This is a genomic window from Lentzea sp. NPDC036949 (assembly GCF_055608075.1).
The window spans coordinates 374,502-396,592 of the sequence record NZ_JBVJRA010000006.1; the positions used below are offsets into that span (position 1 = coordinate 374,502).

The 22,091-nt window shown below is 69.6% G+C and carries 20 protein-coding genes and 1 pseudogene; 4 read left to right on the top strand and 17 right to left on the bottom strand.

What is annotated here, in order from left to right:
• The first annotated feature begins 7 nt into the window (after positions 1-7).
• The gene (locus ACZ7CD_RS19645) at positions 8-565 is read left to right on the top strand and encodes an EF-hand domain-containing protein (RefSeq protein ID WP_360393646.1); all 558 of its coding nucleotides are present in this window, start codon (positions 8-10) and stop codon (positions 563-565) included.
• A 4-nt stretch (positions 566-569) separates the two neighbouring features.
• Here the strand turns inward: ACZ7CD_RS19645 and ACZ7CD_RS19650 are convergent, their stop codons facing one another.
• The 13 genes and pseudogenes from ACZ7CD_RS19650 to ACZ7CD_RS19710 form a co-directional block, all read right to left on the bottom strand.
• Positions 570-986: an SRPBCC family protein gene (locus ACZ7CD_RS19650; protein WP_360393643.1), complete on the bottom strand. Its 417-nt coding sequence runs from the start codon at positions 984-986 to the stop codon at positions 570-572.
• Between the two features lie 17 nt (positions 987-1,003).
• Entirely contained in the window at positions 1,004-2,134 is a 1,131-nt protein-coding gene (locus tag ACZ7CD_RS19655) for a Glu/Leu/Phe/Val dehydrogenase dimerization domain-containing protein (protein ID WP_470379424.1), read from the bottom strand.
• A 25-nt stretch (positions 2,135-2,159) separates the two neighbouring features.
• Positions 2,160-3,245: pseudogene (gene rho, locus ACZ7CD_RS19660) on the bottom strand (transcription termination factor Rho); the annotation flags it as partial.
• Positions 3,246-3,466: 221 nt separating this feature from the next.
• Positions 3,467-5,539, bottom strand: a complete 2,073-nt coding sequence (locus tag ACZ7CD_RS19665) for an acetate--CoA ligase family protein (RefSeq protein ID WP_470379425.1) — start codon at positions 5,537-5,539, stop codon at positions 3,467-3,469.
• Positions 5,536-6,702 (bottom strand): acyl-CoA dehydrogenase family protein, encoded by a 1,167-nt coding sequence (locus ACZ7CD_RS19670; protein ID WP_470379426.1) that lies wholly within the window; start codon positions 6,700-6,702, stop codon positions 5,536-5,538. Before ACZ7CD_RS19670 ends, ACZ7CD_RS19665 begins: the two co-directional genes overlap by 4 nt.
• A 702-nt stretch (positions 6,703-7,404) precedes the next feature.
• Positions 7,405-7,755 (bottom strand): GntR family transcriptional regulator, encoded by a 351-nt coding sequence (locus ACZ7CD_RS19675; RefSeq protein WP_360393632.1) that lies wholly within the window; start codon positions 7,753-7,755, stop codon positions 7,405-7,407.
• 232 nt (positions 7,756-7,987) lie between these two features.
• A complete protein-coding gene (gene kal / locus ACZ7CD_RS19680; protein WP_360393630.1) occupies positions 7,988-8,356 on the bottom strand; it encodes a 3-aminobutyryl-CoA ammonia lyase in 369 nt (122 codons plus the stop codon).
• A 26-nt stretch (positions 8,357-8,382) separates the two neighbouring features.
• Positions 8,383-9,135 (bottom strand): lysine 5,6-aminomutase subunit beta, encoded by a 753-nt coding sequence (gene kamE, locus ACZ7CD_RS19685; protein WP_360393627.1) that lies wholly within the window; start codon positions 9,133-9,135, stop codon positions 8,383-8,385.
• Positions 9,128-10,699: a lysine 5,6-aminomutase subunit alpha gene (gene kamD / locus ACZ7CD_RS19690; protein ID WP_360393625.1), complete on the bottom strand. Its 1,572-nt coding sequence runs from the start codon at positions 10,697-10,699 to the stop codon at positions 9,128-9,130. The genes kamE and kamD overlap by 8 nt, the downstream gene beginning before the upstream one ends.
• 4 nt (positions 10,700-10,703) lie before the next feature.
• Positions 10,704-12,251 carry an amidohydrolase gene (locus ACZ7CD_RS19695; RefSeq protein ID WP_470379480.1) on the bottom strand — a complete coding sequence of 516 codons (1,548 nt, stop codon included), beginning with the start codon at positions 12,249-12,251 and terminating at the stop codon, positions 10,704-10,706.
• Positions 12,244-13,254, bottom strand: a complete 1,011-nt coding sequence (kdd, locus tag ACZ7CD_RS19700) for an L-erythro-3,5-diaminohexanoate dehydrogenase (RefSeq protein WP_360393623.1) — start codon at positions 13,252-13,254, stop codon at positions 12,244-12,246. Before kdd ends, ACZ7CD_RS19695 begins: the two co-directional genes overlap by 8 nt.
• A 70-nt stretch (positions 13,255-13,324) precedes the next feature.
• Positions 13,325-14,833: an alpha-amylase family protein gene (locus ACZ7CD_RS19705; protein WP_360393621.1), complete on the bottom strand. Its 1,509-nt coding sequence runs from the start codon at positions 14,831-14,833 to the stop codon at positions 13,325-13,327.
• Positions 14,830-15,789: a TIGR03885 family FMN-dependent LLM class oxidoreductase gene (locus ACZ7CD_RS19710; protein WP_360393618.1), complete on the bottom strand. Its 960-nt coding sequence runs from the start codon at positions 15,787-15,789 to the stop codon at positions 14,830-14,832. Before ACZ7CD_RS19710 ends, ACZ7CD_RS19705 begins: the two co-directional genes overlap by 4 nt.
• Before the next feature lie 130 nt (positions 15,790-15,919).
• Here ACZ7CD_RS19710 and ACZ7CD_RS19715 point away from each other — a divergent pair, with 130 nt between their 5' ends.
• Positions 15,920-16,315: an SsgA family sporulation/cell division regulator gene (locus ACZ7CD_RS19715; protein WP_360393615.1), complete on the top strand. Its 396-nt coding sequence runs from the start codon at positions 15,920-15,922 to the stop codon at positions 16,313-16,315.
• A gap of 30 nt (positions 16,316-16,345) precedes the next feature.
• Here the strand turns inward: ACZ7CD_RS19715 and ACZ7CD_RS19720 are convergent, their stop codons facing one another.
• Together ACZ7CD_RS19720 and ACZ7CD_RS19725 are read right to left on the bottom strand one after the other, a co-directional pair.
• Entirely contained in the window at positions 16,346-16,906 is a 561-nt protein-coding gene (locus ACZ7CD_RS19720; protein ID WP_470370294.1) for a GNAT family N-acetyltransferase, read from the bottom strand.
• Positions 16,903-17,367 (bottom strand): FxsA family protein, encoded by a 465-nt coding sequence (locus ACZ7CD_RS19725; RefSeq protein WP_360393610.1) that lies wholly within the window; start codon positions 17,365-17,367, stop codon positions 16,903-16,905. Before ACZ7CD_RS19725 ends, ACZ7CD_RS19720 begins: the two co-directional genes overlap by 4 nt.
• Before the next feature lie 129 nt (positions 17,368-17,496).
• Here ACZ7CD_RS19725 and ACZ7CD_RS19730 point away from each other — a divergent pair, with 129 nt between their 5' ends.
• Positions 17,497-18,885, top strand: a complete 1,389-nt coding sequence (locus ACZ7CD_RS19730) for a KamA family radical SAM protein (RefSeq protein WP_458431622.1) — start codon at positions 17,497-17,499, stop codon at positions 18,883-18,885.
• Between the two features lie 659 nt (positions 18,886-19,544).
• On the opposite strand, the gene ACZ7CD_RS19735 is transcribed toward ACZ7CD_RS19730, so the two are convergent.
• Entirely contained in the window at positions 19,545-20,165 is a 621-nt protein-coding gene (locus ACZ7CD_RS19735) for an IS3 family transposase (protein ID WP_470379427.1), read from the bottom strand.
• 37 nt (positions 20,166-20,202) lie between these two features.
• Positions 20,203-21,123 carry an alpha/beta hydrolase gene (locus ACZ7CD_RS19740; protein WP_458431621.1) on the bottom strand — a complete coding sequence of 307 codons (921 nt, stop codon included), beginning with the start codon at positions 21,121-21,123 and terminating at the stop codon, positions 20,203-20,205.
• A 107-nt stretch (positions 21,124-21,230) separates the two neighbouring features.
• On the opposite strand from ACZ7CD_RS19740, the gene ACZ7CD_RS19745 reads away from it, so the two are divergent.
• A complete protein-coding gene (locus ACZ7CD_RS19745) occupies positions 21,231-22,082 on the top strand; it encodes a helix-turn-helix domain-containing protein (RefSeq protein WP_458431620.1) in 852 nt (283 codons plus the stop codon).
• The last annotated feature ends 9 nt before the right edge of the window (positions 22,083-22,091 follow it).

The window sequence follows — 22,091 nt, forward strand, 5'->3', positions numbered from 1 at the left end:
CAGGCGCATGGAGATCACGCCGTTCCTGGACCGCAAGCTGACCCGCAGGTTCGAGACCTACGACAGCGACCAGGACGGTTGCGTCGAACGCGCGGACTTCGAGCTCGCCGGTGCGCGCACGACCGGCGAGTTCGGCCTGGCCGCCGACGACCTGCGGGCGAAGCGGTTCCGCGAGCAGCTCCTGGCCGCGTGGGACCACCTCTCCGCCGTGACCGACACCAACGACGACGACCTGGTCAGCCTCACCGAGTACAAGACGGCGTTCGTCGCCGGCCTGCTGGAACGCCCCGAGGTGTTCGACGACGCGTACGTGCCGTTCGTGGACGCGCTGATGGCCGTGGCGGACCACGACGGCGATGGCCACCTCGGCGTGGACGAGTACGTGCGCGCGAGTGGGGCGTTGCTGAACGTGCGCCCCGCCGACGCGCGCGCCGGGTTCACCCGGCTCGACGGCGACGGTGACGGCCTGGTCAGCGGCGAGGACCTGCTGGCCGCGCTCAGGGCGTTCTACTTCTCCGACGACCCGAACGGTCCCGGCGCGTGGCTGTTCGGCCCGCTGGGCTGAGCCGTCACTCCACGGCGGTCTTGACGGCGGCGGCCTCGGCCTTGACGTACCGGCTGGTCAGCGACCGGGTGAGCAGCCAGCCGACACCGGCCATCAGCCCTGACATGGTCAGCGTGAGGGTGAGCCTGCTGCCGTCGGCCAGCGGTTCGACGACGTGCGCGGCGGTGACCGTGACGCCCGCTGACCGCGACTGCCAGGTGTACGAGGTGCCCTCGGTCAGCTCGGTGACCGTCCAGACGGCGGGCGACAGCCGCGGCTGCACCAGCCGGGTGCGCGACCCGACCGCCAGCGGGCCGGCGTCGAGCCGTTCGACGCTGTCGACCGTGGGAATCCGCTCCGGCCAGCGTTCGACGTCGGAGACCACCTCCCAGACCTTGGCGGGCGGGGCAGCGATCGTCACGGTGTGCTGCAGGCCGGGCATGCGCCGAGTGTACGGCTTCAGAACCTCTTTTCGATCTCCCGAACGGCAGCAGCGGCGAGCTGTGCGGCGGCGGCCCGCGGCCGGGGCGCGCCGACGACCTGCCGGACCAGCCGGCGCATGTTCTCGTCGATCTTCGCGAACGCCGACTCGGCCGTGGGCTCGATGTCGCCGAACAACGTCCACCACCACCACGAGTTGGTCGCCGAGTTCGCGACGACGTCCGGGATGACCAGCGCGCCGAGCAGGTCCTCGGCCTCCCTGGTGATCGGCATGTTCGCCGCCTCGACGACCAGCCGTGCCTTCACCTCGCACGCGTTGTGCTCGTCGATCGCATAGCTCGTCGCGGCGGGCACGAGCACGTCCGCCTCGACGTCGAGCCACCGGTCCCGGTCGAGCCGCACGTCGTCCGCGGCGAGCTCGGAGCGGTCGATGCCGCCGTGGGCGTCGCGGGTCAGCAGGAGCGCCTCCACGTCGAGCCCGGCCGGGTTGGCCACCACCCCGTGGACGTCCGCGAGCCCGACGACCTTCACCCCGGCCCTGGCGAGGTAGCGGGCCGTGGCGCCGCCCATGGAGCCGAACCCCTGGACGAACGCGGTGGGGTTGCTGAGCCGAAGCCGTTCGATCCCTTCCAGCGCGGCCGTCGCGACGCCGTACCCGCCGACCAGCTCGTCGAGGCCGACGCCGTCGACGATGACCGCGAAGGCGTCCTGAAGTCGTTGCCGCGCTTGGTGTTCGTCGTCCAGCAGCGGGTACACGGCCTGGATGGACGACTGCAACCCGATCTTCTCGATGGCGGCGTCGATCGTGGACTGCCGCAGCCCCAGGTCCTCCCCCGTGGTCCAGAACCGCTCGATGTACGGCGACATCGCGTAGAGGTAGGCCGTGAGCACGTCGAACGCCCGCGGGTCGTACGGGTCGAAGTCGATGCCGCCCTTGGCACCCCCGAGCGGCACGTACCGCGCGCCGGGGTCGTAGTTGAGGGCCTCCTTGGCCGTCATGCCCTCCGCGAGCCCGCGCACCTCGTCCAGCGTGCACCCGGCCCGCATGCGCAGTCCCCCGCTGCACACCCCGCGCACCAACCGGTCGACGACGAGGTAGCCGCGCGCGCCCGTGGCCGGATCGGTCCACGTGACCTGCAGGAAGCTCATTCCCCCATCTTGGCCGACGGCCGGTTCACCTCGACATCTGGCGCAGGAACTCGGCGTTGCCCTGGGTCTTGCGCAGTCCGTCGAGCAGCACGTCGACGTCTCGGTCGGCCATGGCCCTGCGCACGGCGTTGGTGATGGCGAGCTCCTGTCCGGACACCAGCAGCTCCACCTTGCGCGTGCCGGACTGGTGCAGGTCGATCGCGGGGAAGACCCGCCGCTGCGCGGCCTTGCGGTCGAGCTTGAGCTCGGCGTTGCCGGTGCTCTTGAGCTCCTCGAAGATCACCGTGTCGCCCACCGACCCGGTCTCCACGAGCGCCGTGGCGAAGATCGTGAGACTGCCGCCCTCCTCGATGTTGCGGGCGGACCCGAGGAACTTCTTCGGCGGGTTGAGCGCCCCGACCTCGATGCCACCGCTCAGAATCCGCCCGCCGCTGGGCGCCGCGAGGTTGTACGCCCGCCCCAGCCTGGTCAGCGAGTCCAGCAGCACCACCACGTCCTGCCCGTCCTCGACGAGCCGCTTGGCCCGTTCGATGGCGAGCTCCGCCGTGGCGATGTGCTCCCGCGGGTGCTCGTCGAACGTCGAGGTGAACATCTCCCCCGGCACCGTGGTGCGGATGTCGGTGACCTCCTCCGGCCGTTCCCCGACGAGCACGACCATGAGGTGGCACTCGGGGTTGTTCTTGGCCACCGCCTGCGCGATGTGCTGCAGCACCATCGTCTTGCCGGCCTTGGGCGGCGCCACGACCAACGCCCGCTGCCCCTTGCCGACCGGCATGACCAGGTCGATCGCCCTGCTGGTGAGCTCCTCGGGGTCGTGCTCCAACCGCAGCCGCTCGTTGGGGTAGAGCGGCGTCAGCTCCTCGAACCTGGGCCGCCGGTGCGGCTTGCGCCCGTTGACCGTGTCGACCGACGTGAGCTTGCCGTCGTGCGCCTCCCCCGTGACCCGGTCGCCCCTGCGCAGGTCGTGTTGCCGCACGAGCTGCTGCGGCACGACCGGTCCGTCGAGGAGGAAAGCCTTGTTGTTGCGTACGTCGAGTACACCGATGTGCATCGGTCTGTCCTTTCGGGAGGGTTGCGTGCAGATGCGCTCGTCCGCCCCGCCTCGTGTGCGTGGGAAAGCGCTGCAGATGTGAGTCCGCCAGCGTTCAGAAGCTGGGGGCTGGTTCGCTGCGACTTCGGATGGTCCAGCAGCTGGTAGGTGCTTACATGCGCTCTGCGGCGCACTGCCTACCCGGACTGTAGCAGACAACGTCGCCGACGCGCCGCTTATTCCGCGCCACACCTCTGCTGTTCCCGCGCGTCCTCCCGGCATTTCCGGACAGGACAGGGCGATCAGGCCACCTGCTGGTCGCCTGACTCGGTCAGCGCGGCATCGGCGGGGGTGATCAGCGCGTCCACGGCCACCACGCCGTCCGGGCCGACGCGCACCGGGTTCAGCTCGATCTCCGCCAGGTCGGGACGGGTGGCGATGAGCCGGGAGAGGGACGTGATGACCTGGGTCAGAGCGACGAGGTCGACGGGTGGTGCGCCGCGCCAGCCGCGCAGCAGCGGCATGGCCTGCAAGCGGTTGAGCATGGCGTGAGCGGTGGCCGGGGTGACGGGTGCCAGTTCGAGGGCGGTGTCGCGGTGCAGCTCCGCGTGGATGCCGCCGGCCCCGACGAGGACCACTGGGCCGAACGAGTGGTCACGCCGAGCGCCGATGATCAGCTCGACGGTGTTCGGGCGGGTGTCCATCTCTTCGAGGACGTACGTGCCGGGGCCCAAGCGGGCCTCCATCTCCTCGAAGGCGGCGGCCGGGTCGGTGAGACCGGTCTGAACGCCGCCGTGCTCGGTCTTGTGCGCCAGCCAGTCGGCCTTGAGCGCGAACGGGGCGGTGAGCGGGGTGGCGCGGGCCTCTGCGGCTGTGGTCACGGCGTGGGCGCGGGGGAAGCGGACGAAGTCCAGCAGCTCGCGAGCCGCCAGGTAGCCTGGCCGGTACGCGCTCCCCGGTCTCTTGCGCGTGCTCACGCAGGGGTCCCCTGCAGGGGGTCCCCCAGCTTCAATTCTTCCAGCCGGCACCGACAGTTCCGGGCCGCTGAACGGCCCGGTCCCGGTCGCGGCGGAGGCACCGAACCGAGCAGCGTTACCGAGAGCACCCACAACGCGCTCGATCGTGTGCTGAACGGACACGCCACCGGCACGCAGAGCACGAACCGCGGCGGAGTCGGCGCACATGCAGTGGGCGACCACGGGAACGCCGGTCTCCCTTGCCAGCGAACAGATCCGGGCGGCGACGGCGACCTCGGTGGACTCCAGGCAAGGCGTGTCCGCACCGTAACTGCCGAAGTAGCCGGACAACACGACCGAGTCGACCTCACCACCGCGCACCAGCACCTCGACGGCACGGGCGTAGTTCTCCAGGTCCTGCTCCCCCGCCCCGGCCAGGTCGATCGGGTTGCGCGCCGACACACCGGCCGGCAGCCCGCCCACGGCGGCCAGAGCAGGCACCACGAGCCCCGCACCCACCGCGAGATCCGCCGCGATCGCCCCCTGCCCGCCGGAGTCCGCGAGAATCCCGACCCGCGTCCCGCGCGGCACCCCTCGCGTCACCACAGCGGCAACGTCCACCAGGGCAGCCGGCGTCGCCACCCGCACGGCCCCGGACCGGCGGCACGCGGCGTCCACGACGTCCAAAGAGGACACCAGTGCGCCGGTGTGCGACAGTGCGGCGTCCCGTGCGGCAGCGGAAGCACCGACCGTCAGCAGCACAACGGGTTTCCCGGCCGACCGGAGCTCCGACAGGGCGGTCAGCATCCCGGGCCCGAAGCTCTCCAGGTACACCCCGACCACAGCGGTCAACTCATGCGCAACCAGGTCCAGCAACGCTTCCGCGGCCGTCACGTCGACCTGGTTGCCGACCGACACGAACCGCGACACCCCGAGCCCGGCGGCCGCGGCGAGTCCGGCGATCTCCAGGCCCACCTGCCCGCTCTGCGACACCACCCCCAGTGAACCGGGCTGGAACCGCCCCCACGCCAGGTGCAGCGACGTCGCCGCGTCGTACACGCCCAGGCAGTTCGGCCCGAGCAGCCGCGCCCCCGCCGCACGGATGCGCGCGACCACGCACTCGTCCATCGCCGACGGAATCCCGACGAAACCGCGCGTTCCCAACGCCAGAGCCTCGTCCACCACCGCGGCGACGTGCTGGGGAGGCACGGCGAGCACCACCAGCTCCGGTGCCTCTGGCAGTTCCGACAGCGTCCGCACGGTCGGCTGCGACAGCACCGCCCCGCCACCGCGGTTCACCAGGTGCACGGCCCGGCGGTCGCTGCCGGTCAACGCACCGCGCGCCAGCCAATGCCCCCACTTCGCCGGGTCGTCACTCGCGCCCACCACCGCGACGGACGACGGATCGGAGAAGATCACCTGGCACCCAGCCCGCGCGAGATGATCAGGCGCTGGATGTCCGAGGTGCCTTCCTCGATCTCCTCCAGCTTGGCGTCGCGCATCCAGCGCTCGACGGGGTACTCGCGGGAGTAGCCGTAGCCGCCCAACGTCTGCACGGCCGCGTGCGTGCACCACATCGCGTTCTCGGAACCGACGAGTTTCGCCATCGCGGACTCCTGCGCGACCGCCTCCCCCGCGTCGTACAGCGCAGCAGCCCGCAGCGTCAGCAGGTGCGCGGTGTCGACGCGCGTGGCCATCTCGGCCAACCGGAACGCCACGGCCTGGTGCCGCAGGATCGGAACGCCGAACTGCACGCGTTCAGCGGCATAAGCGGAAGCGAAGTCCAGCGCCGCCCGTGCCAGACCCGTGCAGGCGGCGCCGATCAGGATTCGCGAGGCGTCGAACGTCCGCATCAGGCCCGAGAACGCCTGCCCCTCCTCGCCGAGCCGGTTCTCGGCGGGCACGCGCACGTCGTCGAGGAACACCTCCGCGTTCACGATCGCCCGCTGCCCCATCTTCCGGAACGGCGGCCCGACGGTCAGGCCGGGCGTGTCGCGCGGCACCACGAATGCCGTGACACCACGGGAACGCAAGGAGGGGTCAACGGTCGCGAAGATCACGAACATCGCGGCGTACGGGGCGTTGGAGATCCACGTTTTCTGTCCATTGAGGACGTAGGAGTCGCCGTCGCGCCGCGCCGAGGTCCGGATGCTCGCCGCGTCGGAGCCGGCGCCCGGCTCGGTGACCGCGACGGCGGTCACCGGCGGCAGGTCCGTCCCGAGTGGACCGAGGAAGCGCTTCTGCTGTTCAGGGGTGCCGAGGTGGTCGATCGGCGCGCTGAAGAAGCCGTTGGACGTGAGCAGGTTGCCGATGCCGATGTCGCCGTGGCACAGCTCCTGCTGGACGAGCACCTGGGTGGTGAGGTCGGTGATCCCGCCGCCGCCGAACTCCTCCGGGATCATGAACGTCGTCAGCCCCAGCCGCGACGCCTTCTCCCACAGGTCGAGCGGCGACTCGGTGTCCGCCTCGTCCACGGCGCGGGCCCGCGGGCGGATCTCCTCCGCCGCGAACCGCCTGGCGAGCTCGACGAACTGGTCCTGTTCAGCCGTGCGCCGCAGGCCGTCCCGGACGGTCCGCACCATCTCCCACCCCTAAGTTGACTGATGAGTCAGTTATCTGCGGTTCACGGGGCAGCCTAACCGCATAAGGGCAGGTAAGAGGGTCCGCAAACGGGTGAGTGGCATGCACGTTCGTGGCGGTTTTGATCACCTGCTTGGAGCAGGCAGGCATACAGATACGACTACTCGGCCACGCGGCGCCCGCAGCATGATGAACTGGCCGTGACGGCGGTGTTCCACCTCTGGCCAGACCCGCGGTGTCGAGCAAGACGGGCGCATCGCGGCTCAACTGGGTGAGCGCGATGTCGTCATTCCAAGCGGCCACCGCGTTGTCGACGCCGGCGTCCGTGCCCGCCCTGACTCGGGCGGGCACGGCGGTTCGTCCGGGCCCGTAGCGACACCTCGCCGAACGCCCGGTGCACGATTCGGGCGTGGCTCGCGACTTGTCCACAGGGCTTCGGTTGTCCACAGGTTCGCGAGCCGCGGGCTTGACACGCGCGGACTCTCGCTATGGTGGGTGGAGGTGGGCGGTCTGCCCCCAGGGTGGGCGGGGCCCTGCGCTCGCGTCGTTCACGCGATGAGCGCACTGCCGCTGCCCACGACCCGCATCTAGGCTCCTGACGTCCTTTCCGACGCTCAAGGTCCCGCCTGACGCGTGGCATCCGCACCCGAGGCCCGTGGCCCCTTACCTCGACACCGGTGGCCCAACCGGCACGTCCGGCCCCATCAGGCCCGGAACGCCGCCCGCACGATCTCCAGCGCCTCTTCTCTCGACAGTCCCAACTCGGCCGACATCGACGCATAGGCGTGCGCTGCCGAACGCACCCGCTCGCGGTTGCTGTCACCGTTCGCGCTGACCACGGTGCCCGCCCGGCCTCGTGTTTCCACGAGTCCCGCTTCCTCCAGCTCGCGGTAGGCGCGAGCGACTGTGTTCACCGCAAGGCCCAGGTCTTTCGCGAGCGCGCGCACTGTGGGCAGTTTGGCGCCGACCGGCAGTTCGCGGTTTGCGATGGCGTGTGCGTAGTGCACACGCACCTGCTCGTACGGGGGTGTCTCCCCGTGGTGGTCGATCTTCACTGCGCCGTTCCTCCCCGCTTGTAGCTACCTCTGTGTTGACCAACGGGCGAGGGCGGCAGAGGTTGCGGGTTTAATTCAGGCCGAACCGGAATTGGGCTGAACCGCTCTCATCTTCACGGAGAGCGACGGCCGGACAGACCCGGCAAGGCGGCGCCGGGACAGGAGCCGCCTTGCCGGGTCGAGCTGGGGCGTGCGGGCGTTCGATGTCGGTCCACACCCGCGGTTCTTGTTGCTATTCCGCGGATTTCGGCGCGACCACGGTTCCGCGGGCGCGCGTTACGACGATCGGCTCAGCCAGCGCGTCCGCCGCGGAAGGGCCGCGTTCGGGCGCCGAACGGCACACCACGCGGGCCTCGAACTCGATCTCCCGCGACCGCTTCCCGATGCGCACCAGCGTCGCCACGGCCTCGATGACGTCGCCGGCCTGAATGGGCGCGACGAACTCCACGGAGCTGTAGCCCGCGAACAGGCCCTCGTCGGAGTCGGTGTGGATGAGCATCTCGGTGGCGACGTCACCGAACATGCCGAGCCCGTAGGCACCGTCGACGAGGCTGCCGCCGTAATGCGCGTGCGAGTGCGGCACGTAACGCCGGTGTGCCACGGTGAAACCTTCGACCAAAGCCCCGCTCACGCGGCGACCCCCTTTTTCTCCTGCATCGCGTGCACCAGGTAGCTCGCGACCTCGCCCGGAGTGGTACCCCGGGAGAAAACCCGGTCAACCCCCAGCTCGGCCGCCATCAGCGGGTCGAACCGCGGCCCGCCCGCCACCAGCAGCGGCCGCCGGTCCCCCATCGCCTCGCGGAACGCCGCCGACATCTCCTGCGTGTTCAGGATGTGCGCGTCCCGCTGCGTCACCACCTGGGAGACCAGCACCGCGTCGGCCTTCTCGGCGCGGGCGGACCGCACCAGTTCCGGAACGCTCACCTGCGCGCCGAGGTTCACGACCTTCAGCTCGCGGTAGTACTCCAGGCCCTTCTCGCCGGCGAAGCCCTTGATGTTGAGGATCGCGTCGATGCCGACCGTGTGCGCGTCCGTGCCGATGCAGCCGCCGACGACGACCAGCTTGCGCCGCAACACCTTCTTCAGCGTCGTGTTCACCTCGGCCGGTGACAGCAGCGGGTACTCGCGCTCGACGACCTTGACCTCGTCGAGGTCCACGAGGTGCTTGACCGAGCCGTAGACGACGAAGAACGTGAAGTCGTCACCGATGGGGTGCGAGTGGACCACCATCGCGGGGTCCATGCCCATCCTGTTCGCGAGCTGCTGCGCCGCGCCGTCCGCCTTGGGACCGAACGGGATCGGCAGCGTGAACGACGTCTGGACCATGCCGTCGCCGGTCGTGTCGCCGTAGGGCCGGACGTACCTCTTGGCGTCAGACATTCGAGGCCTCCAGCAGGTCCGAAGCCGGGTTGAAGTACTCGGGGGCCTTCTCGACCACGCCGTCCGCGCCCTTGCCCTTGTCGGCCGGGCGCTTCATCAGGCCGAACGTGCCGTCGGCGATCGCGTTGAGCAGCCCGTCGCCGACGATGCGCTCCAGCAGGTCCACCGCCTCGCCCAGCACCTGGTGCGCGCGCTTGACGATCAACCCGTCCGGTGCCGGCCGGAAGTCCTCCGCGAGACTGCCGGCCGCGTTGAGCACGTACCGGACGTTCTGCAGCGCGAGGTCGCGGTCGGACAGGAACGGCGTCACGACCGCCTCGGTCATCATGCCGACGAGCAGGATGGACTGTCCGGTGAGGACACCCGCGAGGTTGAAGAACCCGTCCAGCAGGTAGCCGTTGAACACGTCGCCGGTCATGTGCTTGGTCGGCGGCATCCACTTGAGCGGCGCGTCCGGGAACAGCTCGCGGGCCAGCAGCGCGTGCGCGAGCTCCAGCCGGAACGAGTCCGGCACCTTCGGGTTGATCTCGAACGCGTGCCCGAGGCCCAGCAGGTGGTCGGGCAGTCCCGCCTCGTGGGCGAAGTGCTCGTTGAGCAGCTGGGACACCGTCACGGTGTGGGCGGCCTCGACGGCGTCCGCGGTGGTGAGGTAGTTGTCCTCGCCGGTGTTGATGATGATGCCGGCGCGCGCGTGGACCTGGCGGGAGAACCGCTGGTCGACGAACGTGCGGATCGGGTTGATGTCGCGGAACAGGATGCCGTACATCGAGTCGTTCAGCATCATGTCGAGCCGCTGCAACCCGGCCAGGACGGCGATCTCGGGCATGCACAGGCCGGACGCGTAGTTGGTCAGCCGCACGTACCGGCCGACCTCCTTCGACACGTCGTCCAGCGCCGCGCGCATGATCCGGAAGTTCTCCTGCGTGGCGTAGGTGCCCGCGAACCCGTGGTGCGTGGCGCCTTCCGGGACGTAGTCCAGCAGCGACTGGCCGGTGGAGCGGATCACGGCGATGACGTCGGCGCCGGCGCGGGCGGCGTTCTGCGCCTGCACGACGTCCTCGTCGATGTCGCCGGTCGCGACGATCAGGTAGATCCACGGGCGTTGCGCGGGGTCGCCCCACTTCTGCACCAGCTTCTCGCGTTGGACGCGGTTGCGGTCGACCGTCTTGAGGCCCTTGGTGATGGCGGAGGTGGCGGCCTTCTTAACTGCGTTCAGGTCCCTGCCAGTGGGGATTGAGAACTGGACCTGCCCGGCGGCGGTGGCCTCGGCGAGCTCGGTCAGGCTCGCGAGGTTGTGCTGCCGCAGGGCGTGGAACGCGGGCAGCACCACCCCGTGCTCCAGCCCGCACTGCTCGCGGACCGTGTCGATCACGCGGTTGACCCACGGCACGTCACCGGCGCGGTGGGTGGAGTCCGCGCCGGTGATGCCGGCCAGCCGCAGCGTGGCGCGCTCGACCGCGACCGTGGTGTGCGCCTTCGCGATGGACACCACGGGTTCGGCCGCCCGCGCGGCGAGCTCGCGCGCGGTGGCGACGACCCTCGGGTCGAGGTCGAGCAACGCCATCGAGTCACTTCCTCTCGTAGATCGTCCGGCCGTTCAGCACGGTCCGCACGCACACCGGGGCGGGCCCGGTGAGGTCGGGCAGGCCGGGCACGCCCGACCGCGGGTCGGTGGACCAGCGCTGGACGCGGGCGTCGGACCCGGCCACCACGAGGTCACCGGTCTCCCACACGGCGTACGTCGCGGGCGCACCGGGCCGCAAGGTGCCGGTCACGCCGTCGTCCACGCCCGCCGCACGCCAGCCACCGCGCGTGTGGGCGGTGAACGCGGCACGTGGGGACACACCGAAGCCCTCGGTCCTGTGGTGCACCGCGGCCTTCACCGCTGCCCACGGGTCGATGGCGGTCACCGGCGTGTCGGAGCCGAACGCCAGCACGACGCCCGCGGCGGCAAGGCGCGAGAAGGGGTTGAGCCCCACTCCGCGCTCGGCACCGAGCCGCTGCACGTACATGCCGGTCGGGCCGCCCCATTCGGCGTCGAAAAGCGGCTGCACCGAGGCGATGACGCCCCACCCGGCCAGCTGCTGGGCCTGTTCGGCCGAGACCATCTCGACGTGTTCGAGGCGGTGGCGGGCCGACGCCAGCGCCGGGGTGCCGAGCGTCTTCTCGGCGATCGCGAAGCCCTCGACCACGGCGGCCATGCCGGCGTCGCCGATGACGTGGAAGCCGGCCTGGATGCCCAGCTCCGTGCACTTCACCAGGTGGTCGGCGACCTGCCGGCCGGTCAGGTACAGCGCACCGGACGTGTCCGCGTCGGCGTACGGCTCGGCAAGCGCGGCGGTGCGGGAGCCGATCGCGCCGTCAACGAAGTGATCGCCGGCCAGGCCCTGCACGGGGACACCGGGCAGGTCGTGGTCTCCCCAGTAGGCCACGACCTGCGGGCCCTCGCCCAGCGCCAGCAGCTCGCGCAGGTCGTCCTCGCCGGAGATGTCCGGGCCGGCGCACTCGTGCACGGACGCGATGCCCATCGACGCCGCGTGGTGCAGGAACGCCAGCTGTGCCTCGCGGCGCTGCTCCGGCGTGATGGCGTCGCGTGCGATGCGTCGGACGTGATGGTGTGCGGCGCGCGCGAGGGGGCCCTCGGCGGAGTAGCCGTCAGCCGCGCGCGTTTCGTCCGTGACGAGGTTCGACGACACAAGTGCCGAGTGCACGTCGATGCGTGACAGGTAGACCCTCTTGTCGCCCGCCGCCTCGTCGATCTCCGCACGCGTCGGAGGGCGGTTCTCCGGCCACCGCGTCTCATCCCAGCCATGACCCCACACGAGCGGGCCCTCGGCGTTGCGGACCTGGTCCAGCAACGCCTCCAGCGACGGCGTGCGGGTCAGGTCGACACCGGTCAGCAGCAGACCGGCCGAGGTGGCGTGGACGTGGGCGTCGACGAACGCGGGCGCGACGAAGGCACCGCCGAGCTCGACGACCTCGGCGTCCGGGTGCAGCGCGCGCCCGACCGAGTCCTGTCCGATCCAGACGACCACGCCGTCCGTGACGGCCATCGCCGTCGCATCCGGTGCGTAGATGCGGCCGCCGACCAAAAGTTGCGTACTCACGTCACGCAGTCTGCCTCTGCTCGAACAACGCCCGCACACCCGCCTGGGTGCGGACGAGGTCGAGCGCGAACGCGGCGTGACCTGGCACATAGCCGTTGCCGACCAGCATCTCGACGTCCGCGGCCAGACCCTCTGCTCCCAGAGCGGCGGCGCTGAACGAGGTCGCCATGGAGAAGAAGATCACGGTGCCGCCGTCGGCGGTCGCGAGGATGGCGCCGTGCTCGCACCCCGGCACGTCCACGCACACGACCGTCACGTCGACCTGCTTGCCCACGGCTTCGGCGACGGCGACGGGGTTGCGTGCGTCCGCGATCACGACCTCGTCCGCCAGGCCTGCCGCACGGACCTGTGCCGCTTCACGTTCCGTGGGCACCAAAGCAACCAGACGCGACGCACCGGCCTGACGCGCGGCCGCGAGGGAGAGCGACCCCGACTTGCCCCCACCACCGAGCACGAGCACGGAACCACCGGGGTGCCGGCGCACGACCCGGTCGGTCAACGCGGGCGCACCGCACACGTCGAGCACCGACAGCGCGAGCCCGGCGGGCAGGTCGTCGGGCAGCACGGCCGCGATCGAGCGCCCGAACAGCACCGCGGTCCCCCGGCACGGCACCTGCTCGTCCTCGCCGCTCCAGTCCTGCAGCCCGTCGGTGATCCGCAACGGCGTCAGCGTGAGGCTGACCAGCGTCGCGATCCGGTCACCGGCCTTGAGCCCGAGCGGCGAGGACGGTCCCACCTCCAGGACCGTCCCGAACAGCATGCCGCCCGAGCCCGTGACCGGGTTCTGCATCTTGCCGCGCTCGGCGACGATGTCGAGCACCGCCTGCCGCACCGCGTCCGGACTCCGGTGCGCCTCCCTGAGCTGCCGGAACGACGCCGCGTCCAGGTTGAGCCGCTCGACCGCGACGACGACCTCGTCGTCAGCGGGCACGGGTGCCGCGTCGAGCCGCCACGCCTGCTGCGGCAACACGCCCGCAGGTTCGAGGACACGGTGCAGTCCGTACGCGCTCACCTGAAAATCCTTCGGTCGACGACGCTGTCTCGAAGATATCTTCACGTGAGGCGTCAAGATCCCGCAAGTATCATTCAGAATTCACGCGGAACCAGCGGCAGTCGTAGGGCGCCAGGTCGACCTTGGCACCGGTCTTGGCCGGCTTCACCGTGCCGCCCGTCGCCAGGTCCGTGAGCACCCCGTCGACCGGGACGCGCACGGTGACCTCCCGGTCGGCGAAGTTGTGCAGGGCGATCACCGCGCCACCGTCGCAGTCCGCGCGGTGGGCGAACACGGTCGGATCGCCGACGTCGAGCACCTGCACGGTTCCCCACGCCAGCTCCGGGGCCTCGCGGTAGAGCTCGACCAGCTTGCGCATCCACGTCAGCAACGACTCGGGGTCGTGGCGCTGCTTGCCCGCCTCCTCCCAGTCCATCGGCACGCGCACCGCGAGCCGGCCTTCGAGCGACAGGTCCTCCTCCAAGCCGATCTCCTCGCCGTAGAAGAGCACCGGCGTGCCCGGCAGCGTGAACAGCAGGCTGTAGACCATCCGGATGCGGCGCTGGTCCCCGTCGAGCATCCCGGGGAGGCGGCGGCGCAGCCCCCGGCCGTAGAGCTGCATCGAGGGATCCGGCCCGAACGCGTCGAAGACCTCCTGGCGCTCGTCAACCGGCAGCTTGTCCAGCGTCAGCTCGTCGTGGTTGCGGACGAACGTCGCCCAGTGCCCGTCGCGCGGTGGCTGCGGGCGTTCCTGCAACGCCTTGGCCAGCGGCCCGCTCGTCTGCCGCGCCAGCGCCAGGTACATCGCCTGCATGCCGACGAAGTCGAAGCACATGGTCAGCTCGTCGCCGACGCCCTGGCCGTAGAAGGCCATCGTGTCCTTGTACGGCAGGTTCACCTCGCCGAGCAGGACAGCTTCACCGTTGCGGCGGTTGAGGAACGCCCGCAGGTCGGTGAGGTAGTCGTGCGGGTCGGGCAGCTCGATCGCGTCGGACCGCTCCTGGTGCTCCAGCAGGAACGGGACGGCGTCGACCCGGAAGCCGCTCAGACCCAGCTCCGTCCAGAAGCCCATGATCCGCGCGATCTCGTCGCGCACGGCGGGGTTGGCCACGTTCAGGTCGGGCTGGTGCTTGTAGAAGCGGTGCAGGTAGTACTTGCCGACCTCCTCGGAGTACTCCCACAGCGAGCTCTCCTTGTCAGGGAACGTGATGCCCTTCGGCCCGTCCTCCGGCGGCTCGTCGGCCCAGACGTACCAGTCGCGCTTGTCGGGGTCGTGGAACCACGGGTGCTGGTCGGACGTGTGGTTGACGACGAGGTCGGCGATGACGCGCATGCCGCGGTCCCGTGCGGCGCGGACGAACTCCACGAAGTCGCCCAGCGAGCCGAGGCGCGGGTCGACGGCGTAGAAGTCGGTGATGTCGTAGCCGTCGTCGCGCTCGGGCGTGGGGTAGAACGGCATCAGCCACAGGCAGGTGACACCGAGCGCGTGCAGGTGGTCGAGTCGTTCGGTGGCGCCGCGGAACCCGTTGTCGGAGAAGGTCTCCACGTCCAGGCAGTAGAGGACGGCGTTCTTCCACCACACGTCCGAGGTGCGGATCATGCCGTCACCTCCGGCAGCACGTGCTCGCCGAACGCGTCGATGAACGGCACCAGGTCCTGGCCGACGTGGTGCAGGTAGATCTCCTCGAAGCCCAGCTCGGCGTAGTCGTGCAGGCGTTCGGCGTGCCACTTGAGGTCGTCGGAGATGTTGACGACGCCTTCGAGCTGCTCGGCCGTGACGTTCTCGGCGACCACGTCGAAGTGCTCCGGCAGCTCCAGGTCCCAGCACACCGGCGGGCGGAACACGTTCGTGCGCCACTGGTCGTGCGCGATCGCGCGAGCCGTGTCGAGGTCCTGCGCCCAGCTCAGGTGCACCTGCAGGTGCAGCTTGCCGCGCCCGCCCGCGTCCCGATAGGCGCCCGCGACCTCGCGCAGGCGTTCCGGTGCGGCGTTGACGGTGATCAGCCCGTCCGCCCACGACGCGCACCACCGCGCGGTCTCGGGGCTCACGGCGGCACCGATCAGCTGCGGCACCTCGCGGGGCAGGGTCCACAGCCGGGCGCGGTCGACGCGGACCAGGCCGTCGTGGCTGACCTCGTCGCCGTTGAGCAGCGCGCGGATCACCTCGACGCACTCCTCCAGCCGCCGGGTGCGGACGTCCTTGCGCGGCCAGCCGTCACCGGTGATGTGCTCGTTGCTCGCCTCACCCGTCCCGAGCGCGGCCCAGAACCGGCCGGGGTACATGGCGGCGAGCGTGCCGATCGCCTGCGCGGTGATCGCCGGGTGGTAGCGCTGCCCCGGTGCCGTGACCACGCCGAACGGCAGCTCGGTCGCCTGCAGCGCGGCACCGAGCCACGACCACGCGTACCCGGACTGGCCCTGCCGTTCGCTCCACGGCGCGAAGTGGTCGGAGCTCATCGCGGCGGTGAAGCCGGCCTCCTCGGCCCTGCGCACCGCGGTCAGCAGCTCGGCGGGGTGGATCTGCTCATGTGACGCATGGACGCCGTAAACGGTCATGCGACATCGGTACCCAGGACGAAGATCCAGGCAACCTCCGCTTCTGCGCAACTCCCCGGCGGGCGCGTTGAACCGATCCCGGCCGGCGCCCGTGTCCACGTCAGCACCTCGGAGCTGAGGAGGATCGGCGATGTACAACGAGACCCGAGTCGGGACGGCGACCGTTGTCCAGTTCATCCGGCCGGACGGCACGGTCGAACCCATGGACGTCGACCTCCACTACCGCACGGACGACCCCCACGCGGTGACGATGCGGTTCCACACCCGCGACCAGGAGTCCACCTGGCTCGTCGGCCGGGAGCTGCTCGCCGACGGGGTGCTGGCGCCGGCCGGGCTCGGTGACGTGCGGCTGCGCCCCGGTGACGGTGACGTGCTGGTCCTGGAGCTGGTGACCGAGGACTCGCACGCGGTGTTCCACCTGCCGGCCGAGGAGCTGCACCGGTTCCTGCAGTCGACCTACCAGGTGGTGCCGTCCGGGCGCGAGGTCATCGACTTCGACCTGCTGCTCAAGGACCTGCTGGCCTGACCCCTGCTGATCTGGTCCCCGCTGCTCTGGTCACAGCCGCAGGCCGAGCACCAGCTTCTCCTCCACGGCGATCTGCCGGAACCCGAGGTGCTGCCAGAACCCGATCGCGTGTGTGTTGTGGCGGCGCACGTGCACGTGGACGCCCTTCTCCAGGCGTTCGAGCACGGCACGCACGAGCTTGCCGCCGTACCCCTTGCCCGTCGCACGCGGCAGCAGGTTGGCGTGCATGTGCGCGGGATAGTCGATGGCGAGCATCGGGTCGACGCGCGCCGGGTTGTGGATGTGGCGGACGACCCGGTTCGCACTCGGTGTCATCGGGTAGCGAACGCGCAGGTCGGGCCACCAGTCGCGGTCCAGTCGGTCCTCGAACGCGAGGCTGTCGGCCGTGCCGATCGCGTAGCCGCAGACGCCGTCGTCGTCCTCCGCCACGAACGCGAGGTCGGGCTCGAAGGCGACGTACGGGCCGACGTGGGCGTGACCGAGCAGGCGCGGGTCGTCGAACAGGTGGCGGGCGCCCCGGCCGCCGTTGCCGGTGTCGAGGCAGATGTCGTGGAGCGCGTCGAGGTCGGCGGGGTGGTACGCGCGGATCAAGGCAGTTCGCGGCGTTCCGCGACGACCACGTGGTCCGCGTCGACCGTCACGACCTCACCCTCGACGACCTGACCGGGGCCGAAGCGGCGCTCGTGCTCGAACTTGAGCGCGGCGGCCTCCGCCTTGCGGGCGATGCGGCGGCTGACGAGCCGGCGCGTGGGCGGGAAGAGCAGGAACAGCGCGGCCACGTCGCTGACGAAGCCGGGCACCATGATCAACGCGCCGGCGGCGGCGATGAGCACCCCGTCGGCCATCTCCTGGTGCGGCTGCTGCCGCTTGAACACCGACTCGGAGAACGCGGCCATCGTCTGCGCGCCCTGCCTGCGGACCAGCACGAGACCGACGAGCGTGCCGACCAGCAGCAACCCGATCATGGCCAGCGGGCCGATGGCGTTGCCGACGGCGAGCATGACCGCGACCTCGGCGAAGATCCCGGCGAGCAGCAGCGCGAAAAGGGGCATACCTCCACAACGCACGGACGCCCGCGGTTGCTCCCACGCCTCTTCGACCAGGGCTTGAGCCGAAATATTTACGGCACGCTAGCGGTGTGACAGGATATCTTTACGCGACCTCGACGCTGAGGAGTACGGATGACCGCGCTGCACGACGCCCCCACGGCGCTGGAGCGGCTGGACCGCCAGCCGTACACGTACGTCCGCCGTGAGCTGGTCGAGCCCGACTGGCGCCGGTTCCCCGGCTGGGCGCACGTGACCGAGGCGCAGTGGCGTGACGCCCAGTGGCAGCGGGTCAACTGCGTGAAGAACGTGAAGCAGCTCCGCAAGGTCGCGGGCGACCTGCTCACCGACAGGTTCTACGACGACCTCGCCAAGGACATGGACGCCTTCGCGACGATGTCGATGCTGATCCCGCCGCAGATGTTCAACACGATGGCGGTCGGCGCGGACCTCTCCCCCGACGCCTTCACCGAGGCGTTCCTGGCCGACCCGGTCCGCCGCTACATGCTGCCGGTCTCCTCCGACCGCGACCCGCACTGGCCGTCGCACCCGCACTCGCAGCGCGACTCGCTGCACGAGGCCGAGATGTGGGTCGTCGAGGGCCTGACCCACCGCTACCCCACCAAGGTGCTGGCCGAGATGGTCTCCACCTGCCCGCAGTACTGCGGGCACTGCACCCGCATGGACCTGGTCGGCAACTCCACCCCGCTGATCGACAAGCACAAGCTGTCGCTCAAGCCGGTCGACCGCCAGGACCAGATGATCGACTACCTGAAGAAGACCCCCGGCGTCCGCGACGTGGTCGTCTCCGGCGGCGACGTCGCGAACGTGCCGTGGCCGCAGCTCGAGTCGTTCCTCATGCGCCTGCTGGACATCGAGACCGTGCGCGACGTCCGCCTCGCCACCAAGGCGCTGGCCGGCCTCCCCCAGCACTGGCTCCAGCCCCGAGTGGTCGAGGGTCTGGAACGCGTCGCCCGCACCGCCTCCCGCCGCGGCGTGAACCTCGCCATCCACACGCACGTGAACCACGCACAGTCCGTGACCCCCCTCGTCGCCGAGGCCGCCCGCACCGCCCTGGAAGTCGGTGTGCGGGACGTGCGCAACCAGGGCGTGCTGATGCGCGGGGTCAACGCCACCCCGGCCGACCTGCTGGACCTTTGCTTCGCCCTGCAAGGGGAAGCGAACATCCTGCCGTACTACTTCTACATGTGCGACATGATCCCCAACGCCGAGCACTGGCGCGTTGCCGTGTGGGAGGCGCAGGAGCTCCAGCACGCGATCATGGGCTACCTGCCCGGCTACGCGACGCCACGGATCGTGTGCGACGTGCCGTACGTCGGGAAGCGGTGGGTCAACCAGCTCGCCGAGTACGACCGTGAGCTGGGCATTTCGTACTGGACGAAGAACTACCGCACCGGGATCGAGCTCGAAGATCCCGAGGCGCTCGACCGCCGCTACCCCTACTACGACCCGATCTCCACGCTCGGCGAGGCCGGCCAGAAGTGGTGGGCCGACCAGACATGATGGGCCATGATGGGGCCGTTTTCGGGACATCCCCGAAGACGGCCCCATCGCCACGTTTTGCCTGTTCAGGCCCATTGTGACTCGTCAAGCTTCGAAGCCAAGGGGCCCAGAGAGTCCAAAATAGACGGTCTTCACAGTCCACAGCGGACACACTTGGTCCGTCAATGGTCTAGTACGCGGTGACACCTCTCCTACCGTCACGCAGATACAGTCCCCTGCGACAGCGATCCCTCCACGCGGAGCAGTCAAGTCGCCAAGCCCGACGACATCCGACTCGTGTTTGTGCTGCTGTCCGCACACCACTCGCGCTCCGGAACGCTTCGATTTGGCGGCTCACTTCGAGTCAGGCCGGAGAGCGCGGCACGCCGATCTGTTGAACCTTCCGTCGGAATTCCTGGACGCGTGCGACGGTCGCCCTCCGTTCACACCGCTGAGCCGCGGTGGCAGGCGCTGACGCTGGCGATAGGATGACTGAGCGAATGGCTGGCGTAGATCTACTTCGCCCGAACAGGGGTGGCGATCAGTTTTACTATCGCTGAGCTGCCCGCCAGTCACTTCGACTTCCGCGCCCGAACTCCAAGCTGACGGAGATCCACGTTGAGGGTGCCGCAACCAGAGACTGAGGTTCACCCCGAACGGTGGACAGGGGCGTAAGAAGTTCAGGCAGCTGCTCGGAGTGACTTCTCATAGTCGCTGGGACTGCGCATCCCGAGCTTGGAGTGCCGCCGCGTACTGTTGTAGAAAATGACCCAATTGTCAATCGCGGCAACGAGTTCCGTCTTGGTGGCGTAGACGTGCCGGTAGTAGTGCTCGTGTTTGAACGTCGACCAGAACGACTCCGCGGGGCTGTTGTCCCAGCAGATCCCGGTCGCGCCCATCGATCGGCGCAGCCCGTGCCGGAAACACGCCCGCGCGGTCAGGTTCGCCGTGTATTCGCCGCCGCGGTCGGAATGCAGGACTGTGCCACGACAGTCACCTCCACGGGCGGCCACCACGGCCTCGATGGCGGTGGTGACCATCTCGGCGCCGATGTGGTCGGCGACGCTGTAGCCGAGAACTGTGCGGGAGTGCCCGTCGCGGATCGCACACAGGAACATCTCGCCCTCACCACAGGACAGGTACGTGATGTCGGTCAGCCACACGGCGTTCAGCCGGCTCTGGTCGAACTCGCGCTCGACGAGATCCGGCGGGAACGACGCGGACGGGTCGGTCACGGTCGTTCTCACCGTGAACGTGCGAGGGCTGATGCCCTCGATTCCGACATGGCGCTCGCCGCCCACGGGCAACGTGTTCGTGGGCGGTGAGCGTTTTACCAGGTCAGGCGGCGTGTTGGGCGATCCAGTCGAGCATGGGGTGCGGGTTGCGCTGGAACTCCAGGTAGCCGTCCCAGCGGCGGTTGCTGCCTTCGATCCAGTGCAGGTGCTTGTCCTTCGTGGGCATCGCGTCGTACATCGACCGCACGTCGTGCGGGGTGACGAGGCTGTCGTCGCGGACCTGGTAGATCAACGTCGGTACGCTGACCGCGCCGGCCCAGGGCACCGGGTCCTGCGCGTCGAACCCGAGGCCGGTCACCAGCTGAATGCGGCGGTCGAGGTCGTCCACACGCACCGCGGGGATGCCCATGAGACCGAGCTGGTGGGTCATGATGACCTTGGTGGTCACCGGCTGGGCGGCCACGAGGGAGTCGATGCCCTCGAACGCGGCCGGGTCCTGGTAGGCGGCCGCGAACGTCGCGTTCGCGCCGAGGCAGCGGCTGAACAGACTGATCCGCATCGAACCGGTGTCGGTGCGGGTGCGTGCGTAGGTGAGGGAACCGATCACGTCGCGGGCCTCGTAGATGCCGCTGGAGGTGATGCCGCCGTTGGCGGACCCGCTGAAGCCGTGGTTGCGCAGGTCGTAGGTGAGGACGTTGTAGCCCGCGTCGTGCAGGATCTTGTAGTCCGGCATGAAGGGGATCTCGATGTTGTTGCCGCTGGGCGCCCAGATCGAGCACCACGGATCGAGGTGGCTGGGCAGGCCGGTACGGGTGAAGCCCATCGGGTGGTTCGCGATGACGAGCTTGTCGCCGGTGTTCGGGATGAACCAGCCTTCCAGCGGCACCCCGTCGCTGGCGGGGAAGGTCACGTCCTCGTACGCCAGCCCGAGATCGCCGGGGGTACCGATGACCGGGGCGCGCTGGCTGCCGCGGAAGTTGGCGGCGATCGCGTCGAGCATCTTCGACATCTGTTCTTCGTCCACGCGTCCAGCCTTGTCAGCGTGACCAGGCCGAACCAGGGGAGGCTGACCCCCCTCTCAGGGCACGTGACGCGTTGAAGCGCCGGTGCTGGTCCCTCATACTGGCTGCGATGGATCTTCCGCAGCTCGGCGCGTTCCTGCGCTCACGTCGCGACCGGGTGCGCCCCGCTGACGTGGGGCTGCCGATGGGTTCCCGCAGGCGGGTGACAGGCCTGCGCCGGGATGAGGTGGCCCAGCTCGCGCACGTCTCCACCGACTACTACATCGAGATCGAGCGCGGAACGGCTCAACCTTCATCGGCTGTTCTCGACGCCTTCGCCGAGGTGCTCAAAATGAGCGAGGACGAGCGCGCTCACGCGTTCACCCTCGCCGGGCGGCACCAGCCGCGCCGCTCGTCCGGGGCGGTCCTGCACCCCGCCATGCGGGATCTTCTCAGCCGTTTCGGGGACGACGTTCCCGCCTATGTCAGCACGGATCTGCAAATCGTTCTCGCGCAGAACGACGCGGCAGCCGAACTGCACGGCCCGATTCCCGAGTCCTCGGAGCTGACCGACAGCTACGTGTACCGGTGGTTCACTGATCCGGCCGTGCGGGCACAGTTCGATGAAAGCTGTCACGAAGCGGAAGCCGAGGCGCTCATCGCGGACCTGCGGATCGGTGTCGCTCGCCGCGGACCGGATGATCCTGATGCCAGAGCTTTGATCGAGGTGCTCACCGCGCACAGCTCCTGGTTCGCACGGCTGTGGGCTCAGCAGGACGTCGCCATCCGCCGGAGTGAGACGAAGAGACTGCGCCATCCACAGCGCGGTCCGATCGACTACGACTGCTACGCGTTGCTCAGCGAAGACGGGCGGGAACGACTCATCTGGTACGTGCCCGCGAAGGTTTTCGTGGCGGGTGCGGCGGACGATGGACGCGTGGGGAAGTGCACCGACCGCCGGTCATCTCCGCCGACGGTCTGAGCACGAGTC

Excerpts from the sequence above, each read along its gene's own strand:
- ACZ7CD_RS19645 (WP_360393646.1), top strand. The coding sequence starts at position 8 with ATGGAGATCACGCCGTTCCTGGACCGCAAGCTGACCCGCAGGTTCGAG.
- ACZ7CD_RS19650 (WP_360393643.1), bottom strand. The coding sequence starts at position 986 with ATGCCCGGCCTGCAGCACACCGTGACGATCGCTGCCCCGCCCGCCAAG.
- ACZ7CD_RS19655 (WP_470379424.1), bottom strand. The coding sequence starts at position 2,134 with ATGAGCTTCCTGCAGGTCACGTGGACCGATCCGGCCACGGGCGCGCGC.
- ACZ7CD_RS19670 (WP_470379426.1), bottom strand. The coding sequence starts at position 6,702 with ATGGTGCGGACCGTCCGGGACGGCCTGCGGCGCACGGCTGAACAGGAC.
- kamE (WP_360393627.1), bottom strand. The coding sequence starts at position 9,135 with ATGTCTGACGCCAAGAGGTACGTCCGGCCCTACGGCGACACGACCGGC.
- kamD (WP_360393625.1), bottom strand. The coding sequence starts at position 10,699 with ATGGCGTTGCTCGACCTCGACCCGAGGGTCGTCGCCACCGCGCGCGAG.
- ACZ7CD_RS19705 (WP_360393621.1), bottom strand. The coding sequence starts at position 14,833 with ATGATCCGCACCTCGGACGTGTGGTGGAAGAACGCCGTCCTCTACTGC.
- ACZ7CD_RS19710 (WP_360393618.1), bottom strand. The coding sequence starts at position 15,789 with ATGACCGTTTACGGCGTCCATGCGTCACATGAGCAGATCCACCCCGCC.
- ACZ7CD_RS19715 (WP_360393615.1), top strand. The coding sequence starts at position 15,920 with ATGTACAACGAGACCCGAGTCGGGACGGCGACCGTTGTCCAGTTCATC.
- ACZ7CD_RS19725 (WP_360393610.1), bottom strand. The coding sequence starts at position 17,367 with ATGCCCCTTTTCGCGCTGCTGCTCGCCGGGATCTTCGCCGAGGTCGCG.
- ACZ7CD_RS19730 (WP_458431622.1), top strand. The coding sequence starts at position 17,497 with ATGACCGCGCTGCACGACGCCCCCACGGCGCTGGAGCGGCTGGACCGC.
- ACZ7CD_RS19745 (WP_458431620.1), top strand. The coding sequence starts at position 21,231 with ATGGATCTTCCGCAGCTCGGCGCGTTCCTGCGCTCACGTCGCGACCGG.